This window comes from Pseudomonas sp. B21-036 (assembly GCF_024748925.1).
Taxonomy (GTDB): Bacteria; Pseudomonadota; Gammaproteobacteria; order Pseudomonadales; family Pseudomonadaceae; genus Aquipseudomonas; species Aquipseudomonas palmensis.
Genome location: NZ_CP087178.1, coordinates 4,790,843 through 4,811,882 on the forward strand (window position 1 = coordinate 4,790,843; position 21,040 = coordinate 4,811,882).

The 21,040-nt window shown below is 63.6% G+C and carries 20 protein-coding genes; 8 read left to right on the forward strand and 12 right to left on the reverse strand.

Annotation, left to right across the window (positions count from 1 at the left end; genetic code table 11):
• Positions 1 to 136: 136 nt before the first annotated feature.
• From ilvC to mrcB, 6 genes are all read right to left on the reverse strand, one after another.
• Positions 137 to 1,153, reverse strand: a complete 1,017-nt coding sequence (ilvC, locus tag LOY33_RS21795) for a ketol-acid reductoisomerase (protein WP_043863787.1) — start codon at positions 1,151 to 1,153, stop codon at positions 137 to 139.
• A gap of 53 nt (positions 1,154 to 1,206) precedes the next feature.
• Positions 1,207 to 1,698 (reverse strand): acetolactate synthase small subunit, encoded by a 492-nt coding sequence (gene ilvN, locus LOY33_RS21800; protein ID WP_043863788.1) that lies wholly within the window; start codon positions 1,696 to 1,698, stop codon positions 1,207 to 1,209.
• 2 nt (positions 1,699 to 1,700) lie between these two features.
• Positions 1,701 to 3,425 carry an acetolactate synthase 3 large subunit gene (locus LOY33_RS21805; RefSeq protein WP_043863936.1) on the reverse strand — a complete coding sequence of 575 codons (1,725 nt, stop codon included), beginning with the start codon at positions 3,423 to 3,425 and terminating at the stop codon, positions 1,701 to 1,703.
• Positions 3,426 to 3,847: 422 nt separating this feature from the next.
• Entirely contained in the window at positions 3,848 to 4,177 is a 330-nt protein-coding gene (locus LOY33_RS21810; RefSeq protein ID WP_258660060.1) for a YqcC family protein, read from the reverse strand.
• Positions 4,177 to 4,914: a hypothetical protein gene (locus LOY33_RS21815; protein ID WP_258660062.1), complete on the reverse strand. Its 738-nt coding sequence runs from the start codon at positions 4,912 to 4,914 to the stop codon at positions 4,177 to 4,179. Before LOY33_RS21815 ends, LOY33_RS21810 begins: the two co-directional genes overlap by 1 nt.
• A 27-nt stretch (positions 4,915 to 4,941) precedes the next feature.
• Positions 4,942 to 7,263: a penicillin-binding protein 1B gene (gene mrcB, locus LOY33_RS21820; protein WP_054916525.1), complete on the reverse strand. Its 2,322-nt coding sequence runs from the start codon at positions 7,261 to 7,263 to the stop codon at positions 4,942 to 4,944.
• 118 nt (positions 7,264 to 7,381) lie between these two features.
• Here mrcB and LOY33_RS21825 point away from each other — a divergent pair, with 118 nt between their 5' ends.
• The 3 genes from LOY33_RS21825 (at position 7,382) to LOY33_RS21835 (ending at position 9,833) form a co-directional block, all read left to right on the forward strand.
• Positions 7,382 to 8,944 (forward strand): bifunctional aminoglycoside phosphotransferase/ATP-binding protein, encoded by a 1,563-nt coding sequence (locus tag LOY33_RS21825; RefSeq protein WP_043863792.1) that lies wholly within the window; start codon positions 7,382 to 7,384, stop codon positions 8,942 to 8,944.
• Between the two features lie 104 nt (positions 8,945 to 9,048).
• Entirely contained in the window at positions 9,049 to 9,393 is a 345-nt protein-coding gene (locus LOY33_RS21830) for a pentapeptide repeat-containing protein (protein ID WP_043863793.1), read from the forward strand.
• A 167-nt stretch (positions 9,394 to 9,560) separates the two neighbouring features.
• Positions 9,561 to 9,833: a TfoX/Sxy family protein gene (locus LOY33_RS21835; protein ID WP_043863794.1), complete on the forward strand. Its 273-nt coding sequence runs from the start codon at positions 9,561 to 9,563 to the stop codon at positions 9,831 to 9,833.
• A 247-nt stretch (positions 9,834 to 10,080) separates the two neighbouring features.
• Here LOY33_RS21835 and LOY33_RS21840 read toward each other — a convergent pair whose 3' ends face one another.
• From LOY33_RS21840 to LOY33_RS21855, 4 genes are read right to left on the reverse strand one after another with little or no spacing between them, the layout of a single operon-like run.
• Positions 10,081 to 10,980: a ChaN family lipoprotein gene (locus tag LOY33_RS21840; protein WP_258660063.1), complete on the reverse strand. Its 900-nt coding sequence runs from the start codon at positions 10,978 to 10,980 to the stop codon at positions 10,081 to 10,083.
• Between the two features lie 10 nt (positions 10,981 to 10,990).
• Positions 10,991 to 11,758 carry a heme ABC transporter ATP-binding protein gene (locus tag LOY33_RS21845; RefSeq protein WP_258660064.1) on the reverse strand — a complete coding sequence of 256 codons (768 nt, stop codon included), beginning with the start codon at positions 11,756 to 11,758 and terminating at the stop codon, positions 10,991 to 10,993.
• Complete coding sequence (locus tag LOY33_RS21850) at positions 11,758 to 12,741, reverse strand: iron ABC transporter permease (protein ID WP_178075056.1); 984 nt, start codon at positions 12,739 to 12,741, stop codon at positions 11,758 to 11,760. The genes LOY33_RS21845 and LOY33_RS21850 overlap by 1 nt, the downstream gene beginning before the upstream one ends.
• A 50-nt stretch (positions 12,742 to 12,791) precedes the next feature.
• A complete protein-coding gene (locus tag LOY33_RS21855) occupies positions 12,792 to 13,673 on the reverse strand; it encodes a hemin ABC transporter substrate-binding protein (RefSeq protein ID WP_054916529.1) in 882 nt (293 codons plus the stop codon).
• A 166-nt stretch (positions 13,674 to 13,839) separates the two neighbouring features.
• Between LOY33_RS21855 and LOY33_RS21860 the strand changes: the two genes are divergently transcribed.
• Complete coding sequence (locus LOY33_RS21860) at positions 13,840 to 14,160, forward strand: Rieske (2Fe-2S) protein (RefSeq protein ID WP_088514005.1); 321 nt, start codon at positions 13,840 to 13,842, stop codon at positions 14,158 to 14,160.
• Here the strand turns inward: LOY33_RS21860 and sfsA are convergent.
• Both sfsA and LOY33_RS21870 read right to left on the reverse strand, forming a co-directional pair.
• Positions 14,150 to 14,863 carry a DNA/RNA nuclease SfsA gene (gene sfsA / locus LOY33_RS21865; RefSeq protein WP_054916531.1) on the reverse strand — a complete coding sequence of 238 codons (714 nt, stop codon included), beginning with the start codon at positions 14,861 to 14,863 and terminating at the stop codon, positions 14,150 to 14,152. The two genes, LOY33_RS21860 and sfsA, sit on opposite strands and share 11 nt — an antisense overlap.
• A complete protein-coding gene (locus LOY33_RS21870) occupies positions 14,863 to 16,035 on the reverse strand; it encodes a pyridoxal phosphate-dependent aminotransferase (protein ID WP_078481321.1) in 1,173 nt (390 codons plus the stop codon). Before LOY33_RS21870 ends, sfsA begins: the two co-directional genes overlap by 1 nt.
• 210 nt (positions 16,036 to 16,245) lie before the next feature.
• On the opposite strand from LOY33_RS21870, the gene dksA reads away from it, so the two are divergent.
• The 4 genes from dksA (at position 16,246) to LOY33_RS21890 (ending at position 21,018) form a co-directional block, all read left to right on the forward strand.
• Positions 16,246 to 16,692 carry an RNA polymerase-binding protein DksA gene (gene dksA / locus LOY33_RS21875; protein ID WP_043863802.1) on the forward strand — a complete coding sequence of 149 codons (447 nt, stop codon included), beginning with the start codon at positions 16,246 to 16,248 and terminating at the stop codon, positions 16,690 to 16,692.
• Between the two features lie 66 nt (positions 16,693 to 16,758).
• The gene (gene gluQRS / locus LOY33_RS21880) at positions 16,759 to 17,646 is read left to right on the forward strand and encodes a tRNA glutamyl-Q(34) synthetase GluQRS (RefSeq protein ID WP_043863803.1); all 888 of its coding nucleotides are present in this window, start codon (positions 16,759 to 16,761) and stop codon (positions 17,644 to 17,646) included.
• Positions 17,647 to 17,903: 257 nt separating this feature from the next.
• On the forward strand, positions 17,904 to 18,080 hold the full coding sequence (locus tag LOY33_RS21885) for a hypothetical protein (RefSeq protein WP_003250005.1): 177 nt from the start codon (positions 17,904 to 17,906) through the stop codon (positions 18,078 to 18,080).
• Entirely contained in the window at positions 18,064 to 21,018 is a 2,955-nt protein-coding gene (locus LOY33_RS21890) for a sensor histidine kinase (RefSeq protein ID WP_162484883.1), read from the forward strand. Before LOY33_RS21885 ends, LOY33_RS21890 begins: the two co-directional genes overlap by 17 nt.
• The last annotated feature ends 22 nt before the right edge of the window (positions 21,019 to 21,040 follow it).

The window sequence follows — 21,040 nt, forward strand, 5'->3', positions numbered from 1 at the left end:
TTGCAACGGTTTGGAAAGTTTCGACAGACGTCTGCGACGAGGGTTCGCCGGCAAACGATGAAGCTTTATACCAGAAGCTGACTGCCTAAACGAAAAAACGCGGCCGAAGCCGCGTTTTCATCGCATCAGATCAAGATCAGTTCTTGGCCTTGTCGACGATTTTGTTCGCTGCGATCCAAGGCATCATCGAACGCAGTTGCTCGCCGATGACTTCGATACCGTGGGCAGCGTTGTTGCGACGCTTGGCGGTCATCGAAGGATAGCCGGTAGCGCCTTCGCTGATGAACATCTTGGCGTATTCGCCGTCCTGAATGCGTTTCAGGGCATTGCGCATGGCCTGACGGGATTCGGCGTTGATGACTTCAGGGCCGGTCACGTACTCGCCATATTCGGCGTTGTTGGAGATCGAGTAGTTCATGTTGGCGATACCGCCTTCGTACATGAGGTCAACGATCAGCTTCAGTTCGTGCAGGCACTCGAAGTAGGCCATTTCTGGCGCGTAGCCCGCTTCAACCAGGGTTTCGAAGCCGGCCTTGACCAGCTCGACGGTACCGCCGCACAGAACGGCCTGCTCGCCGAACAGGTCGGTTTCGGTCTCGTCCTTGAAGGTGGTTTCGATGATGCCGGTACGGCCGCCACCAACGCCTGCGGCGTAGGACAGGGCAACGTTCTTGGCATTGCCGGAAGCGTCCTGGTAGATGGCGATCAGGTCAGGGATACCGCCGCCTTTCACGAACTCGGAACGTACGGTGTGACCAGGCGCTTTTGGCGCGATCATGATCACGTCCAGGTCAGCACGTGGAACGACCTGGTTGTAGTGGATAGCGAAACCGTGGGAGAAGGCCAGGGTGGCGCCCTTCTTGATGTTCGGCTCGACTTCGTTCTTGTACAGCTGCGACTGGAACTCGTCCGGGGTCAGGATCATGACCAGGTCGGCACCGGCAACAGCGCTTGCCACGTCAGCCACTTTCAGGCCGTGGGCTTCGGCTTTGGCAACGGTGGCCGAACCTTTACGCAGACCGACAGTGACATCCACACCGGAGTCTTTCAGGTTGCACGCTTGAGCGTGGCCCTGGGAACCGTAACCGATGATGGCAACTTTCTTGCCCTGGATGATCGAAAGGTCGCAGTCTTTGTCGTAGAAAACTTTCATGAAAATACCCCTGGTTATCTCGGCCCTTTCAGGCCATTCGCTAATTTTTTGAGTTAGATGCTGAGCACTTTGTCGCCACGGGCAATGCCGGTGACACCACTGCGTACTGTTTCGAGAATGGACGCGGTACCAATCGACTGGATGAAGCTGTCCAGCTTGTCGCTGGTGCCCGACAGCTGCACGGTATAGACCGTGCTGCTGACGTCGACGATCTGTCCACGATAGATATCGGTGGTGCGCTTGATCTCGGCACGCTGCGCACCCGTGGCCTTGATCTTGACCAGCATCAGTTCACGCTCGATGTGCGCGCTTTCCGACAGGTCGACCAGCTTGACCACTTCAACCAGCTTGTTCAGGTTCTTGGTGATCTGCTCGATCACCTCGTCATGACCAACCGTGGTCAACGTCAGGCGCGACAGGGTCGGGTCTTCGGTCGGGGCGACGGTCAGGCTTTCGATGTTGTAGTTGCGCTGCGAGAACAGGCCGACCACACGGGACAAGGCACCTGGTTCGTTTTCCAACAGCAGGGAAATAATGTGCCGCATGATTAGGTCCGCTCCGTCTTGCTCAGCCACATATCGCGCATCGAGCCGTCTTTGATCTGCATCGGGTAGACGTGCTCGCTGTTGTCGACCTGGATATCGATGAACACCAACCGGTCTTTCATGGCGAAGGCTTCCTCGAGCTTGGGCTTGAGGTCCTTCAGGTCGGTGATGCGGATACCCACGTGACCATAGGCTTCGGCCAGCTTGACGAAGTCAGGCAGCGATTCCATGTAGGAGTGCGAGTGACGGCTGTTGTAGGCCATGTCCTGCCATTGGCGAACCATGCCCAACACGCCATTGTTCAGGTTGACGATCTTTACCGGCAGGTCGTACTGCAGGCAGGTAGAGAGCTCCTGAATGTTCATCTGGATGCTGCCCTCGCCGGTGACACAGGCAACGTCCTGGTCCGGGAAGTTCAGCTTGACGCCCATGGCCGCCGGGAAACCGAAGCCCATGGTGCCCAGGCCACCGGAGTTGATCCAGCGGTTCGGCTTGTTGAAGCGGTAGTACTGCGCCGCGAACATCTGGTGCTGACCCACGTCGGAGGTGACGAACGCATCCCCCTTGGTGACTTCGCACAGGGTTTCGATCACGGTCTGCGGCTTGATGACGCTGCCATCGCCCTTGTTGTACGGGAACATGATGCCGTCGCCACGCCATTCGGCAATCTGCTTCCACCAGGCATCCATCGCCGCCTGATCAGGCTTCTCGCCGATTTCGCGCAAGGTGGCGAGCATTTCGCTCAACACGCTCTCGACCGGGCCGACGATAGGCACATCGGCCTTGATGGTCTTGGAGATCGATGCCGGGTCGATGTCGATGTGGATGACCTTGGCATTCGGGCAGAACCGCGCCGGGCCGTTGACCACACGGTCGTCGAAACGCGCACCGACGGCCAGGATCACGTCGGCATGGTGCATCGCCAGGTTGGCCGTGTAGCTGCCGTGCATGCCGAGCATGCCCAGGAACTGACGGTCGGTGCCCGGATAGCCACCCAGCCCCATGAGGGTATTGGTGACCGGCAGGTTGAGCAGTTGCGCGACCTCGGTCAACGCAGCCGAGCCACCACCGAGGATCACGCCACCGCCGGAGTAGACGATCGGACGCTTGGCGGCCAGCAGCATCTCGGCGGCCTTGCGGATCTGACCCGAGTGCCCGCGAACGGCCGGGCTGTAGGAGCGCAGCTTGACCTTTTTCGGGTAGACGTACTCGAACTTCTCGGCCGGGTTGGTCATGTCTTTCGGAATATCGACGACAACCGGGCCAGGACGACCGGATTCAGCCAGGTAGAAGGCTTTTTTCAGGATTTCAGGAATTTCCGAGGCATGTTTGATCATGAAGCTGTGCTTCACGATCGGCCGCGAGATACCGATCATGTCGGTTTCCTGGAAGGCATCGGTACCGACCATGGTGCTGGGCACCTGACCGGAGAGGATGACCATCGGGATGGAGTCCATGTACGCCGTGGCAATACCGGTGATGGCATTGGTGGCACCCGGACCGGAAGTCACCAGTACCACGCCGGCCTTGCCGGTGGCACGGGCATAGCCGTCGGCCATGTGGGTTGCCGCCTGCTCGTGGCGAACCAGGATGTGGCTTACTTCCGGTTCCTTGAACAGGGCATCGTATACATGCAGGAGAGCACCGCCAGGGTACCCGTAGATGTGCTTAACGCCTTCGTCACGCAAAAAGCGGACGACCATTTCAGCGCCAGATAAAAGCTCCACGTTGTTCACCTCTAAAACGCCAGAATACCGTCCAGGCAGGACGGGTCTTAATAGGTTTACTGCCAAGCAGAGCATGAGCGACGAAATCGCCGACTACGTCAGCACTGACTGAGCAAGTATTGGGAGCGCCCCAAAGTGTTGCGGGGTTTTCCCACCCAGCGCGAGGTAACGCGTTGCGGGGTGTAACAGGTCGGCGCGGGTGTGCGCCTCATGATCTGCTTAGCGGGTCTGCTTCTGGCAGTCCCTCTACAGCGGAAACTGGATTCTTCTGATTCTGCGCCTGCAAGTCAAGAAAAATTATTGCCAATTTTTCCAAATGACGATCCGCAGCCACCACGAATTACAAAGACAGCAGCAGAAAAACAAACTTCAGAAACAAAAAGAGCCACAATCTGCGGCTCTTAGGGTGAAAATAGGGAAATTCAGGCAGAAGCACTGATCAATTGGTCAAACTCTGCTAATAGACGACGCAACTCGCGACTTTCTTGCGGCCGATCCACGTACACCGTTTCAGCCATCACCAGGATGCCCGAGGCACTGGGCAGCGGCGCACCGCTTTCGAGTATCTGTTTCATCTTCGGCAGAAAGATCCACTGCAGCCACTGATCGAAGTTCATGGCGTCGACGGCGAACGGCGTGGTGCTGGCCAGGGCTTGCGCACTGGGCGCCTCGGCGGCCCACCAGCCCTGCCTGTGCAGCTCGTGCTCTATCAGCAGCAGGTGGTCTGCAATCGCCAGAATGCGCGCCTCCATTACAGGCTGACCTTGGCTTTCTGGCGAGCCAGCGCGGCGCCGGCGGCGTCACCCTGCTTGTCGCGCGCCTGGGCGATGATGTCCCACAGGCCGGCCTGCAGATCGGGGCGACCGTTGGCGTAGGTCAGGGCACGGCGCGCCAGCTGTTCGGACTGCGCCGCATCGCCCTGGGCCAGTCGCACCTGGGCCAGACGGTAGAGTACCTGCGGTTCACGCGGGGCAATGCGCTGGGCACGCTCAAGGCTGGACGAGGCGCCGTTGAGATCGCCGCCGGCCTGCTGCGTCTGCGCCGTGGTCAACAGCGCCAGCACCGGGCCATCGAGCTGTTCGTCAGCCGAGAGGCCGCCGCTGCCGGTGTTCGAACTGGGGATGCCGGTGGGTGCGCTCGGTGCGCTGTAGCCACCGCTGCTGGTGCTCGGGAACGGCGCCGAATTCTGCGGGCCTGGGGTAATCGGCCCGGTGTCGATCGACGCTGGCCCGGTAGGCGCCGCAAAGGTCTGGATCGGCTCGGAGCCGGCGCCCTGGGGCACCATCACCGTCACCCCGGAATCCTGCGGCATCGCCTGCGCCTGGCGAGTACCGGTGTTCACGGCAGCGCCGGCACGGTTGGCCGACACTCGCTCGCTGTTGGAAACCCGCGTCCCTGAATCCACTACGGGGATCGAGCCACGCTGCACGCTGGCGCAACCTGTAAGCAAAGCCAGTGCCGTCAAGGCAGGAAACAACCACTTGTTCACGTCACACCCTCTTTGCTGTGCTTTGGCTTAATTCATCCAGCCCTTGACCCAGTCCATCACGGACTCGGCAGGTGCCTGCTCGCCGCCACAGGCGGCGCCGGCCACTGGCTCACTGCCGCGAATATACGGCATCTGTACCGCGCCCGGGCAGCTGGCATCGGAACCTTGGCCGGTATGCGGATCGACCCAGGCCTGCACCACGTTGTCAGGCTGTGGCATGTCCAGCGGCAGCGGGTCGGCCTTGCGCATGAAGCTGGTCCAGACCTGCAACGCGCCGGTGGCGCCGGTGAACGGTGTCTTGCCGTTGTCATCGCGACCCAGCCACACCACTGCCAGCAGGTCCTGGCTGAACCCTGCGAACCAGCTGTCACGCGAATCGTTGCTGGTACCGGTCTTGCCGGCCAGGTTCAACGAACTGGGCAATACACTGTAAACCGAGCGCCCGGTACCTTCACGCATCACCCGCTGCATGGCGTTCTGCACCAGATAGATGGAGCCCGGGTCGAAGGTCTGCTGGATCTGGAACGGGTAGCGCTTGAGCGGCTCGCCCTCGGCGGTCAGCACGCTGCGGATGCCTCGCATCGGCGTGTTGAAGCCGCCATTGGCCAGGGTCTGGTACATGGTCGCAACCTGCACCGGCGACATGCCCCCGGCACCCAGCAGCATCGACGGGAAGGCCGGCCAGTCGACGTTGACACCCAGGCGGCCAATGGTCTTGAGCACGTTGGGCACGCCCACTTCCAGGCCAAGCTTGGCGGTCGACAGGTTGTAGGAATTGGCCAGCCCCTGGTACAGGAAGATCGTGCCATGGGCGCGCCGGTCGTAGTTCTGCGGCTTCCACACCTGGCCGTCGGCGCCCTTCACCGAGAAGGGTTCATCCTGCACCCAGCTGGTGAGGGTGAACTGGCTCGGTTTTTCCAGCGCGGTCAGGTACACCGCCGGCTTGACCAGCGAGCCGATGGGACGCACGGCGTCGATTGCACGGTTGAAACCGGCAAACCCGGCCTGGCGGCTGCCGATCAGTGCCTGCACCTCCCCGGTTTCCGGGTTGGTCACCACCATCGCCGCCTCGACTTCGTCCGCCCCCTTGCGCCCGCTGAGGCGCTTGAAGGTTTCGTTCATCGCCGCTTCGGACTTCATCTGCAGGATCGGGTCGAAGCTGGTGAAGATACGCAGCCCCTCCTCGGTCAAGTCTTCGTCACGGTAGTCCTGGCGCAACTGGCGCTTGACCAGGTCGAGGAAGCCGGGGAACGAGCTGTCCGCCAGGCTGCCGCGCTTGGTCACACCCAGTGGCATTTTCTTCGCAGCTTCGACCGCCTCGGGGGTCGCCACGCCCTGCTCGGCCAGCAGGTCGAGCACCAGGTTGCGACGCGTCAGCGCGCGTTCCGGGGAACGACGCGGATTGTAGTAGGACGGCCCCTTGACCATGCCCACCAGCAGCGCCACCTGGTGCAGCTTGAGCTCGGACAGCGGCTGGCTGAAGAAGAACTGGCTGGCCAGGCCGAAACCGTGCACCGCACGCTGGCCATCCTGGCCCACGAACACCTCGTTGAGGTACGCCTCGAGGATGTCGCGCTTGCTGTAGTGGGCTTCGAGCAGCAGCGCCATCATCGCTTCGTTGAGCTTGCGGCTGAGGCTGCGCTCGTTGGTCAGGTAGAAGTTCTTGACCAACTGCTGGGTCAGGGTACTGCCGCCCTGGCGCATGGCGCCGGACGAGGTGTTGACCCAGATGGCCCGCGCAATCGACTTGGGCGACACTCCGAAGTGGTGGTAGAAGTCACGGTCTTCCACCGCCACCAGGGTTTCGAGCAGATAGGGCGGCGCCTGATCGAGCTTGATCAGGATGCGGTCTTCAAGGTTCTTCGGGTAGATGCCGCCGATCAGCAGCGGCTCCAGGCGCACCACGTCGAGCTTCGAGCCATTGGTACCGCTCAGGCCGGCAACGTAGTCGCCAGAGAAGCGCACGCGCACGCCCTGGGCTTTTTCCATGCCTTCATAGAACTGGAAGCCGCGGGTATTGAGGTCGATGGTGTTGCCGTTGACCGAGGCCGCGCCCGGGCCGTTGGCCACGCTTTCGCGGCGATAGCCCAGGGCATCGAGCTCGATCAGGAAGTCGTTCTTGCTCAGCTTCTGCCCGACGAACAGCTCGAGCGGGCGCGCGTAGACCTTGGCCGGGATGGTCCAGCGTTTGCCGGAGAATTTCTCCTGGACCACGGCATCAAGGTAAACCGCAAAGCCGGCCAGCACCACAAGGCCGACCAGGCTGAGCTTGAGGGCCCAGCCCAACCAGGCGCGCGCGCGGCCAGAAGGGCGTTTTTTAGAGGTACGGGAAGATCGGGTACGAGTCATGGCGGCGGATTATACGCACTTTATGGCTTGTCGACAGACGCCCTCCGGCGGTTTGCAGCGGCCCCGCTTGCCGCCATAATGGTCGATTCGAATCTCCCACGACCCAGAAGGATCGACCGTGAGCCAAGCCTTGATCGCCGCCCTGCAAAACCCGGCCCTGTTTGCGCACCCTGTAAAGGAATTCCAGGTCATCGAGACGCACATTTCCTGGGTGCTGCTCACGGGCGAATACGCCTACAAGATCAAGAAACCGATGAACTTCGGCTTCCTGGACTTCACCGAGCTGTCGGGTCGCGCGCATTTCTGCGCCGAAGAACTGCGCCTCAACCAGCGCCTGACCGACGACCTGTACCTGGAAGTACTGCCCATCACCGGCAGCGTCGAGGCCCCGCAGCTGGGAGGTGACGGCGCGCCAATCGAGTACGCGCTGAAAATGCGCCAGTTCCCCCAGAACCAGATGCTCAGCACGCTGCAGGCCAATGGCGAACTGACCGCTGCGCATATCGACCAGATGGCCCGCCAGATCGCCCAGTTCCACCTGGCCGCACCGAAAGTGGCTGTCGAACACCCGCTGGGCACGCCCGACAGCGTGATGGCTCCGGTTGAACAGAACTTCGAACAGATTCGCCCGTTCCTCAGCGACAAGGCCGACCTGGTGCAGCTCGATGCGCTGCAGGCCTGGGCGCGCAGCAGCTTCGATCGACTGCACGGCCTGTTCGAAACGCGCAAGGCCGAAGGTTTCATACGCGAGTGCCATGGCGATATCCACCTGGGCAACGCCACACTGATCGACGGCAAGGTGGTGATTTTCGACTGCATCGAATTCAACGAACCCTTCCGCCTGACCGATGTGTACGCCGATACGGCGTTCCTGGCCATGGACCTGGAAGACCGCGGTCTCAAGTCGCTGGCGCGCCGCTTCATCAGCCAGTACCTGGAAATCACCGGCGATTACGCCGGCCTCGAACTGCTGAACTTCTACAAGGCCTACCGTGCGCTGGTGCGGGCCAAGGTCGCGCTGTTCAGCATGCCGGCCGACGCCGATGGCGTACAACGGGCCACCACCCTGCGTCAGTACCGCAACTACGCCAACCTGGCCGAGAGCTACAGCGCCATCCCGTCGCGCCTGCTGGCCATCACCCACGGTGTGTCGGCCGTTGGCAAAAGCCATGTCGCCATGCGCATGGTCGAAGCACTGGGTGCCATTCGCCTGCGCTCGGACGTTGAACGCAAGCGCCTGTTCGGCGAGCAGGCCGAGCAGGCCGCCGGTCAGCTGCAACAAGGCATCTACGCCGATGACGCCAGCCAGAAGACCTACCAGCACCTGCATCAGCTGGCCGGAACAATCCTGCGCGCGGGGTTCCCGGTGGTGATCGATGCCACCTACCTCAAGCAGGCACAGCGCCAGGCCGCCGCCGACGTTGCCAGCGAAACCGGCGTTCCCTTCCTGATCCTCGACTGCAATGCACCGGACGCCGTGATCGCCAGCTGGCTGGCACAGCGCCAGGCCGACCAGAACGACCCGTCCGACGCCACCCTGGAAGTGGTCGCCGCCCAGCAAGCCAGTCGCGACCCGCTGACAGGCGAAGAGCTGCTCAAGGCCAAGCGCGTGGAAACCAACGAAAGCGGCAGCCTGGATGAACTGGTCAAGCAGATTCGCCAGCGCCTGCCCGGCCTTTAAAACGGCGAGGGCGTGAAGCAGTCCACACTTCACGCCTCTATCTCGGGCGCCTCCGCACAGTGGCACTATAATGCCATCATCAGGCCACACAAGGAGGCGCCCTCATGAACCAGCCACGCCAGCTCGACAGCGCGCTATACGCTCTGGTGCACAAGGAACACATCGCGGAATTCAATCGTGAGAAACCCAGGAACGCCATTGTCGACTTCAAGGACGGTGACTTTCGAGGGCTGGACCTGCGCAAGCTGGACACCGAGGGCATCGATTTCAGTGGCGCCTACTTTCGCGCCTCCGACCTGCGTGGGCTGGACCTGCGCGAGAACTGCCTCGAAGGTGCCAGCCTGGCCCATGCGCAGATCTCCGGCACCTACTTCCCCGCAGAACTGAGTGCCGACGAGATTCTGATGTCGGTCAATTTCGGCACCCGCCTGCGTTACCGCACCCGCTGAAAGCATCTGCCGACAGCCACCGCCTGGTAATGCCGGCGGTGGCTGCAGGCCCCGCCGTGCACCGCCCATGGCAAAACGCCGCGTATTTTCCAACTGCCGCTACACTCCTTCTTGACCTGCCCACGAATCAATCTCCAGGACCCGTTCAGCCGTCGCAAGGAGGCTTGATGAACGATGAACTTCAGCATCTGAAAAATCTTGGCAAGACGTCGGCGCAGTGGCTGCATGCGGTGGGCATCCACAGTCTCTCGGACCTTCGTCGGCTGGGCGCGGTGAACGCCTACCACGCGGTACGCAGCCGCGGCTTTCGTGCCTCGAAGGTGCTGCTCTACGCGATAGAAGGCGCGCTGCTGGATGTGCACTGGAACGACATCCCCGTTGAACGCAAGGATGCACTGAACAAACAGCTGGATGCCAAGGCGCCCTGCAAAAATAATTGAAATAAGCAGAATGAAAGGATTGACTTCGAAATGAGAATCGTTATGATTATCACAACTGGTCGCGAGACTGGTTGGATATTCTGAAAGACCTTGGTTCGGACTCTCAGATTATCTCCTCATCAGGCTAATCACGGTTATTGACCCGGCACTTTGCCGGGTCTTTTTTTTGCCTGGGATTTGAGTTGCCTGTCATGGCCTATGCACTGGCAAGCCAGCGAAAAGGGCCACCACACATTCACAGCCTGTATCACCCGCCCTTGCGCAGGCTCGCGCAGTAATCCTGCTCGGCCACGCCAGCGGTAAACCACACGTAATCGGCCATGCCTGCGTCCACCTTTTCCCCCACCTGCGCCAGCATCAGCACGCTGGTGCCCTGCTCTACCCCCAGGTCCAGCAGATGCAAGGGCACGCCCAGGTCGTTGCGCACGTGATAGGCCCCCGCCAACAGCAGGGCCGGCGTCGGCGCCTGCATCAGGCGCTGGGCGATTCGCCGGTCACGCTGCTGCTGTACCGCCAGCATGGCCGGCATCTGCGATTCAGGCAGCAGCCCGCAATGCCCTTCACGTACCTGGTCGAGCAAGGCCTGGGTAACCGTAGCGGTCGTAGCGTGCTGCCCCTCCAACTTCGGTACCTGGCGGTAGATATCCCGCACCTCGGCGCGATCAAGGTTCGCCGCCAGCAACGGATAGGGCTGCCCCAGCGCATGGCGCACGATCGGGCCATACAGGGCCCAATCCCAACCTGATTGCCAGTGCAGCGCCGACACCAGGTCGACCGGTAGCGTGGGCTGCTGCTTGAGTGCATCCACCCGCGCCTGCTGCGCCGGCTCCAGCATCTCCAACAGCAGGCTGCCCTGCGGCCGTTGCTGCTCCAGCGCGCGTAACAACCACAACTGCAAGGCATGGTGATCGGGGTTGTCGTGCTGCTCCCCCACCAGCACCCGCGGTGCCGCAGCCAGGCGCCGGACCAGTTGCTCCGGTGTCAGTAACCGGCCTGTGCTCAACTCGCGGATCTGCCCCAGCTCGGCATGCTCGCGCCCCTGCGGGCCTTGCCACTGCGGCAGTGGCGCCAACGCTGCGCCGGACTGGCAAGCGCTCAGTCCCAACGCCAGCAGCAACAGGGTGCCAAACAGCAACGTGCGAGGCATGGGCGAGCTCCTAGCGGGCGATGATGAGCGGGTGCCCCCGCTCGGGGTGAGGTTGAACCAGTACTTCAAGGCCGAACACGGCGCGCAGCGCTTCGGGCCGAAGCACCTGTTCAGGGGTATCCAGCGCATGCGGGCAGCCACGTTCGAGCAGCAGGATGCGGTCACAATAGCGCGCCGCCAAGTTCAGGTCATGCAGGATCACCAGTACCGCCGCACCACGGTCGGCAAAGGCTCTGACCGCCTGCAACGTGGTGTGCTGATGCAGGGGGTCGAGCATGGACGTCGGCTCGTCGAGCAACAGCGTGCAGCCGTCGCCCCCTGGCCAGAGCTGCGCCAGCACCCGCGCCAGGTGCACTCGCTGACGCTCGCCCCCCGACAGCGCCAGGTAACTGCGCCCCACCAGGTGCCCGGCATCCGCCGCCTCCAGTGCCTCGACCACGATTGCCTGGTCGCGCACCTGACCGGTGCGGTGGGGCAGTCGCCCCATGGCCACCACCTCCTCGACACGAAACGCAAAGCCCAGGCTTGAAGTCTGCGGCAGTACCGCCAGGCGTTGTGCCCGCTCATGCCCGCTCCAGTCGCCCAACGCACGCTCATCCAGCAGCACACGGCCATGATGGGCAGGCAATTCGCCGCACAACGCTGCGAGCAAGGTGCTCTTGCCAGCACCATTGGGGCCCAGCACACCCAGCACCTGCCCCGGCTCGATGTCCAGGGTGATGCCATCAAGCACGCAGGTCTGCCCGCGCACCACCTGCAGGTTCTCCACCCGTAGCATCAGGCACGCCCCCGTAGCAGCAGAAAAAGGAAGAAGGGGGCGCCGATAAATGCAGTGACGATGCCAATCGGCAGTTCTGCCGGCGCCAGTGCCAGCCGCGCGATCAGGTCGGCGAACAGCAGCAGCGACGCTCCGGCCAGCAGCGACGCCGGCAGCAACACGCGATGGTCGGGGCCGGACAACAGTCGCACCATGTGCGGCACCACCAGCCCGACAAAACCGATCAACCCCGCCGCCGCTACCGCCGCCCCCACGCCCAGCGCGGTGCAGAACACCAGTTCGCGCTTGAGTGTTTCGACCTCGATACCCAGGTGGCGCGCCTCCGACTCACCCAGCAGCAGGGCATTGAGCGCCTCGGCCCGGCGTGGCAGCCACCAGGTCACCACCACCGCCACCAGCAACAACGGCCACAGGCGCGTGTAGCTTGCGCCATTGAGACTGCCCAGGTTCCAGAACGTCAGCGTACGCAGCGTGGCGTCATCGGCAAGATAAGTGAACAGCCCCACCACTGAGGCGGCCAGGGCGGTCAGGGCGATGCCCGCCAGCAGCATGGTGGCGACACTGGTCTGACCGTCACGCCGGCCCAACCGGTAGACCAGCGCCGTCACGCCCAGCCCGCCGAGAAAGGCGAAGATCGACAACAGATAGGGCGCGAACACCTCGGGCACGCCCCCCAGCCAGTTGCCGCCCACAATCGCCACCGCCGCCCCGAGTGCAGCACCGCTGGACACCCCGACCAGGCCGGGGTCGGCCAGCGGGTTGCGAAACAGGCCCTGCATCGCCACCCCGGAAATCGCCAGCACCGCGCCGACCACCAGCCCGAGCAAGGTGCGCGGCAGACGAATCTGGCCCAGGATCAGTTCGGCCTGCTCCAGCCCCTGGGCCTGAATCGGCACGCCTATCAGGCGCAGCCCGGCTCGCAGGGTGTCGAGCAACGGCAGGCTGACCGGCCCCAGTGCCAATGACAGCCACACCGCCAACAGGCACAGCAGGCTCAGGCCGATGAACAGAGCACGCGGTGGTACCAGTCGATTCATGGGGCCAGTTGCGCCTTGGCCGCCGGGTAGAAGGCTTGCGCCAGCGCTTGCAGGCTGGCCGGCTGACGCGGCCCGAGGCCGCCCACCAGCAAGGTCGGGTCAAGTTCGACCAGACGCTTGTCCCGTGCTGCGCGAGAGGCCGCCAGCGCCGGGTTTTCCTTGAGCAGGGCCTGCAGCGCCGCCTCGCCCGACAGGCTGCGATCGGCAAACACCAGCACCTGGGGGTTCAGCGCCGCCAGCGCCTCGACCGAGAAGTTCTTGTAGCCGTCATTGTCGGCCAGGTTGCGCCCGCCGGCCTGGCGAATCATCCAGTCGCCTGCGGTCCCCTTGCCCGCGATCATCGGCTTGGCACCGCCATGCCCCACCAGCAGAATCACGCCAGGGGCCGCCTGACTGCCCTGCACTGCCTTGATTCGTGCCGCCAGCCCGTCAAGCTGCTGCCGGTACTCGCCGAACAGGCGCTCTGCCTGCGCCTCGTCGCCCATCAGGCGGCCCAATTGCCGGAGGTTGCCATGTACGGCCTGCAGCTCGGGCGTGCTCGAAAACAACTCCACCTTAACCCCGGCCCCCCGGAGCTGCTTGAGCACCTCTGGCGGGCCCATTTCCTCGGTGCCCACCAGCAGGTCCGGGCGCAAGCTGAGCACCCCTTCGGCCGACAGCTGACGCTGATAGCCGATGCTGGGCAGCGCCTTGAGGCTCGCCGGGTGCTGGCTGGTGGTGTCGACGCCCACCAGCCGCGACTCGCCGCCCAGCGCCACCACCCACTCGCTCAGCGCACCGCCGGCACTGACCCAGCGGGCGGCCAGGGGTTCGGCCTGGGCCGCCGAGTTGAAAACAAGCCCGATACACAGGGCGATCAGGCTGGCACGTCGGCGCATAGCAAGGCTTCCTTAGATGAAGTCGGACCGTTGTCCAGGTGGATAACGGTTGGGCAGTGCCCGTACTCGCGGTATAAAGACGCCGGGCACGGCCATTGCGGGCAATTTGATAATTATTTGCATTTGGACGTCAAGCCGACTCTCGTTTCTTCAAGTGAACCTACCCATGCACCTTCTTTGCCGCCCGTCCGATCTGGGCGAGGGCCAGAGCCGTGGCTTCAAGGCCGCAGGCATCGACCTGTTCGGCGTACGTCGCCAGGGCCGCGTCTACCTGTACCGCAACCGCTGCCCGCATCGTGGCATCGGCCTGAACTGGGAGGCAGACCAATTCCTGGACCCCAGCGCCCAACTGATCGCCTGCGTTCATCACGGCGCACTGTTCGTGCCGGAGTCCGGCGAATGCGTGGCCGGCCCCTGTACCGGGGATGCATTACAGGCCCTGGACTGCCGTGAAGACAGCCAGGGCATCTGGCTCATTACGACGTGAGCATCACCGGCAATGCGCGGTCGATGCTGATCTGCTCGCCGTCCAGGTGCACGCCGTAGGCCAGCACCTCGACACCTTCGGCTGCCGCTGCACGCAAGGCCGCCGCATAGGCGCTGTCGATTTCCTCGGCCGGGCGCACCGCATCGATGCCGCTCAGGTTCACGCAATACAGTTGCACCGCCCGCACGCCCTGGCGGACCAGTGCCGACAGTTCGCGCAGGTGCTTGGCGCCACGTTGGGTCACCGCGTCGGGAAACGCCGCCACCCGCGAACCGTCGAAGCCCAGGGTCACGCTCTTGACCTCGACATAGGCCGGCCCTGTGGGGTACTCCAGGCGAAAATCGATGCGGCTGCGTTCCTCGCCATAGGCCACCTCCCGCCGGAGCGCCGTGAAGCCGGCCAGCTCGGTGATGCGCCCAGCGTGCAGCGCCTCTTCGACGATAGCATTGGCCCGCCCGGTGTTCACACAGGCCAGCCGGCCTTGCGGGGTCTCGGCGATTTCCCAGGTGCCCGGCAATTTGCGCTTGGGGTCGCTGGACCGACTGAACCAGACCTTGCCGCCCTCCAGCATGCAGTTGAGCATCGACCCGGTGTTGGGGCAGTGGATGGTCATCTGTTCGCCGTTGGCCAGTTCGATGTCGGCCAGAAAACGCTTGTAGCGCCGCAGCAGGCGCGCCTGCTCAAGTTCGGGGAAAAAACGCATCAGCCTTGCCAACTCCGCAAACCGCGGGCGATCCGCTCGACCGCCTGCTGCAGGCGCGGCAGGCTCTGGGTGTAGGCAAACCGCACATGGTGCCCGGCCTGGTGACGACCGAAGTCCAGGCCCGGGGTGAAGGCTACGTGCTCGGTTTCGAGGAAGTGCTGACAGAACGCGAAGGCATCACCGCCGAACGCGCTGATATCGGCGTACAGGTAGAACGCCCCTTGCGGTTCCACCGCGATACCGAAACCCAGCTCGCGCAGGGCCGGCAACAAGAAGTCGCGACGCCGCGCGAACTCGGCGCGACGCTCCTCGAAAATCGCCAGCGTGCGCGGTTCGAAACAGGCCAGCGCAGCATGTTGGGCCATGCTCGGCGCACTGATGTAGAGGTTTTGCGCCAGCTTCTCCAGGTCGGCGACCGCTGCAGGCGGCGCTACCAGCCAACCGAGGCGCCAGCCGGTCATGCCGAAATATTTTGAGAAACTATTCAGCACGAAGGCTTCGTCATCGACTTCCAGCACGCTGGGGGCGTCGATGCCGTAGGTCAGGCCGTGATAGATCTCGTCGACCACCAGGTGGCCATTGTGCGCACGGGTGGCCTGCGACAGGCTGGCCAGTTGCTCGCGGTCGAGCACCGTGCCGGTGGGGTTGGCAGGCGAGGCCACCAGTGCACCGACGGTCTCGTTGTCCCAGTAACGCTCGACCAGGTCGGCATTGAGCTGGTAGTTGGCCTCGGGGCCGACCGGCACCAGTTGCGCACCGCCCTCGACCAGGCGCAGAAAGTGCCGGTTGCACGGGTAGCCCGGGTCGGCCAGCAGCCAGTGCTTGCCTGGGTCGACCAGCAGGCTGGCCGCCAGCAGCAATGCGCCCGAGCCGCCCGGGGTGATCAGGATGCGTTGCGGGTCGATGTTCACCCCGTAACGCTGGGCATAGAACCCGGCAATCGCCTCGCGTAGCGCAGGCAGGCCGCGTGCCGCGGTGTAGCGCGTGTGGCCTGCGGCCAGGGCAGCCTGGCCGGCTTCGACGATGGGCGCGGCAGTGGTGAAGTCCGGCTCGCCGATCTCCAGGTGGATCACGTCATGCCCGGCTGCCTGCAGTTCGTTGGCCCGCGCCAGCAGCGCCATGACATGAAAGGGTTCGATGGCGCGACTGCGCGCACTGTAGGGCTGGGCCATGGCCTTCTCTCAAATGGGTCTAAAATGATGATTCTACCCATGCATGGGAACGAACGTGTGGGTAAAGCCGTGGTCAACCGGGGAGACAACCGGGAGTAGCGCGCCCCGATTCGATCTGGTAAGTTCGGCGGCTCGCAGTCGCAGGGCCGGCGGGCGCCGGAGATGGAGAAGCCTGCGCAATGGATTAGAAGAGTGAGAGGCGGTCTATTCATGTCCACCCAAGAAAAGAAACAAACCGTTCAAGCCGTTGGCGACTTCACCCCCTATGAAGCTGGTAAGGGTGAGGAGTACATGAGCGATGACATGCGGGCCCACTTTGTCTCCATCCTGAACAAGTGGAAGCAGGACCTGATGAAGGAAGTGGATCGGACTGTAGACCACATGAAGGAAGAGGCAGCCAACTTTGCCGACCCGGCAGACCGTGCCAGCCAGGAAGAAGAGTTTGCGCTGGAACTGCGCAATCGTGACCGCGAGCGCAAGTTGATCAAGAAGATCGACAAGACGCTGCAACTGATCCAGGACAAGGACTACGGCTGGTGCGAAGACTGCGGTGTTGAAATCGGTGTGCGCCGCCTGGAGGCCCGCCCTACCGCTGACAAGTGCTTCGACTGCAAGAACCTTGCGGAAATCAAGGAAAAACAGGTCGGCAAGGCCTGACCTGAACAGAACGGGGCGCTCAAGGCGCCCCGTTTCATTTATGGCTGTCGGATCTACCCGCCTGTGATGAACACCCCGCGCTACATCGGGCGCTTCGCCCCCACCCCCAGTGGTTTTCTGCATTTCGGCTCGCTGGTCGCCGCCCTCGCCTCGTGGCTGGACGCACGCGCGGTGGGCGGGCAATGGCTGCTGCGCATGGAAGACATCGACCCGCCGCGCGAAGCCCCCGGCGCCCAGGCCGCCATCCTGCACACCCTGGAAAACTACGGCCTGCACTGGGACGGCGCAGTGGTGTACCAGAGCCAGCGTCACGACGCCTATGCCGCTGTGGTGCAGCGCCTGTTCCAGCAGGGCCTGGCGTACGCCTGTACCTGTTCGCGCAAGCAGCTGGAAGGGTACAACGGCATCTATCCGGGCCTGTGTCGCAACCTGGGCCACGCCCAGGAGGACGCGGCCATTCGCCTGCGCGTGCCCGAGCTGAGCTATCACTTCACCGACCGTCTGCAGGGCCGCTTCGAGCAGCACCTGGGACGCGAGGTGGGCGACTTCGTGATCCGGCGCCGCGATGGCCTGTACGCTTACCAGCTGGCAGTGGTGCTGGACGATGCCTGGCAAGGCGTGACCGATATCGTGCGCGGCGCCGACCTGCTCGACAACACTCCGCGCCAGCTGTACCTGCAGGAGCTGCTGGGCCTGTCGCAGCCGCGCTACCTGCATGTGCCGCTGATCACCCAGCCCGACGGGCACAAACTGGGCAAGTCGTATCGCTCGGCACCGTTGCCGGCGGACCAGGCCACACCCTTGCTGTTGCGGGCCTTGCGTGCGCTCGGCCAACCGGTCGAGGCGGGCATGGCGCTGGGTACGCCGAGCGAGGTACTCGCGCACGCCGCCCAGCACTGGAATACCGACGCCCTGCCCCGGCGCCTGAGCGTGCCGGAAGCCGACCTTCATTGATCGTTGCTCACTGCTGACACAGGCGCTGAGCCCTTCGCTGGCAGGCCAGCGCCCATCGGTGCACCGTTGCCCTCGAGGCCAATGCACAACCTGGGCAGCGAAGAGGCCGGAACAGCTTGCACAAAGCCCAACAAATTCAATTCGTTGGGCATTCTGGCGAAGGTCGTTTGCAGGCACCGGCCCTTCCGTTACCATCGACGCCGATTTGCGCCAATAATAAGCCCAGGCACGCAGCGTCCACAGCCAACGAGGCCCGCATGTACATCTATCGCTTGGTCCTGCTTCTGGTAGTGGGGATCTACCTGTTCTCCCCGGCCATCATGGACTGGTGGATCGAACCCACCGGCGCCTGGTATCGCCCCTACCTGCTGTGGCTGATCCTGATCGTCGTGACCTTTATCCTGCAGAGCCAACGTGATGCCGATGAGCTTTAGCCTGACCCAGATGATCCTGATCAGCGCCGCCTACCTGCTGGTGCTGTTCGGCGTGGCCTGGATCAGCGAGCGCGGCATGATCCCGCGCTCGATCATCCGCCACCCACTGACCTACACCCTGTCGCTGGGCGTGTACGCCAGCGCATGGGCCTTCTACGGTACAGTCGGCCTGGCCTACCAGTACGGCTACGGTTTCCTGGCCTGCTACCTGGGAGTATCCGGTGCATTCCTGCTCGCCCCGGTGCTGCTCTATCCGATCCTGAAGATCACCCGCACCTACCAGCTCTCGTCGCTGGCCGACCTCATCGCGTTTCGCTTTCGCAGTACCTGGGCCGGCGCCCTCACCACGATCTTCATGCTGATCGGCGTGCTGCCGCTGCTGGCCCTGCAGATCCAGGCCGTGGCCGACTCCATCAGCATCCTCACCGGCGAGCCGGTCAAGAGTCGCGTGGCCCTAGCCTTCTGCGCCATGATCACGCTGTTCACCATCTTCTTTGGCTCACGCCATATCGCCACTCGCGAGAAACACGAGGGGTTGGTGTTCGCCATCGCCTTCGAGTCGGTGGTCAAGCTGCTGGCGTTGGGCGGCATCGGCCTGTATGCGCTGTACGGGGTGTTCGGCGGCCCGCACGAGCTGGAGGTGTGGCTGCTGCAGAACCAGACCGCACTCGCCGCGCTGCACACACCCTTGCAGGAAGGCCCGTGGCGCACCCTGCTGCTGGTGTTCTTCGCCTCGGCCATCGTGATGCCGCACATGTACCACATGGCCTTTACCGAGAACCTCAACCCGCGCTCGCTGGTCAGCGCCAGCTGGGGCCTGCCGCTGTTCCTGCTGCTGATGAGCCTGGCGGTACCGCTGATCCTGTGGGCCGGGCTCAAGCTGGGCGCCAGCACCAGCCCGGAATACTTCACCCTGGGCCTGGGCATCGCCGCCAACAATCAGGCCCTGGCGCTACTGGCCTACATCGGCGGGCTATCCGCCGCCAGCGGGCTGATCATCGTCACCACGCTGGCGCTGTCGGGCATGGCGCTGAACCACCTGGTGCTGCCGCTGTACCAGCCGCCGGCCGAAGGCAACATCTATCGCTGGCTGAAATGGACGCGCCGCGCGCTGATCGTGGCGATCATCGCCGCCGGTTTCGGCTTCTATCTGCTGCTCGGCGCCCAGCAGGACCTGGCCAACCTGGGCATCGTCGCCTTCGTTGCCACCCTGCAGTTCCTGCCCGGCGTGCTGTCGGTGCTGTACTGGCCCACCGCCAACCGGCGCGGCTTCATCGCCGGACTGCTGGCGGGGATCCTGGTGTGGATGGTGACCATGCTGCTGCCGCTGGTGGGCAACCTGCAGGGCTTCTACATTCCGCTGCTGAACATGATCTATGTGCTCGACGACACCAGCTGGCACATGGCGGCGATCGCCTCGCTGGCGGCCAACGTGCTGCTGTTCACCCTGATCTCGCTGTTCAGCAACGCCAGCGCCGAGGAAGTCGCCGCCGCCGAGGCCTGCGCCGTGGATAACGTGCGCCGTCCGCAACGGCGCGAACTGCACGCCGCCTCGCCGCAGGAATTCGCCACCCAGCTGGCCAAGCCGCTGGGCGCCAAGGCCGCGCAGAAAGAAGTCGAGCAAGCCCTGCGCGACCTGTACCTGCCCTTCGACGAACGCCGCCCGTACGCCCTGCGACGTCTGCGCGACCGCATCGAGGCCAACCTGTCGGGCCTGATGGGCCCCAGCGTGGCACAGGACATGGTCGAGACCTTCCTGCCGTACAAGTCGGGCAGCGAGAACTACGTGACCGAAGACATCCATTTCATCGAGAGCCGCCTGGAAGACTATCACTCGCGCCTCACCGGCCTGGCCGCCGAGCTCGATGCCCTGCGCCGCTACCACCGCCAGACCCTGCAGGAGCTGCCCATGGGCGTCTGCTCGCTGGCCAAGGATCAGGAGATCCTGATGTGGAACAGGGCCATGGAAGAGCTGACCGGCATCCCCGCCAAGCGTGTGGTCGGCTCGCGCCTGACCACCATCGGCGAACCCTGGCGCGGCCTGTTGCTGGGGTTCATCAACGTGCCCGACGAGCACCTGCACAAACAGCGCCTGGGCCTGGACGGGCAGACCCGCTGGCTCAACCTGCACAAGGCGGCCATCGACGAGCCCCTGGCACCGGGCAACAGCGGCCTGGTGCTGTTGGTGGAAGACCTCACCGAAACCCAGATGCTCGAAGACAAGCTGGTGCACTCCGAGCGCCTGGCCAGCATCGGCCGCCTGGCCGCCGGGGTCGCCCACGAAATCGGCAACCCGGTCACCGGCATCGCCTGCCTGGCGCAGAACCTGCGTGAAGAGCGCGAGGACGACGGCGAGATCACCGAGCTGAGCAGCCAGATCCTGGAGCAGACCAAACGCATCTCGCGCATTGTCCAGTCGCTGATGAGCTTCGCCCACGCCGGCAGCCACCAGCACAGTGACGAACCGGTGTGCCTGGCCGAAGTGGCGCAGGATGCCATCGGTCTGCTGGCCTTGAACCGGCGCAATTTCGAAGTACAGTTCTTCAACCTGTGCGACCCAGAGCACTGGGTCGACGGCGATCCGCAGCGCCTGGCGCAGGTACTCATCAACCTGCTGTCCAACGCCCGCGATGCATCGCCGGCCGGCACGGCGGTACGGGTCAAGAGCGAAGCCAGCGAGCACACCGTCGACCTGATCGTCGAGGACGAAGGCAGCGGCATTCCGAAGAGCATCATGGACCGGCTGTTCGAACCCTTCTTCACCACCAAGGATCCGGGCGAAGGCACCGGGCTGGGGCTCGCTCTGGTCTATTCCATCGTGGAAGAGCATTATGGACAAATCACCATCGACAGCCCGGCCGATACTCAAAGCCAGCGTGGCACCCGGATCCGTGTGACCCTGCCGCGTCATGTCGTAGCGACGTCCGCTGTGAACTGAGACCGTCGAGAGAATTGAATCA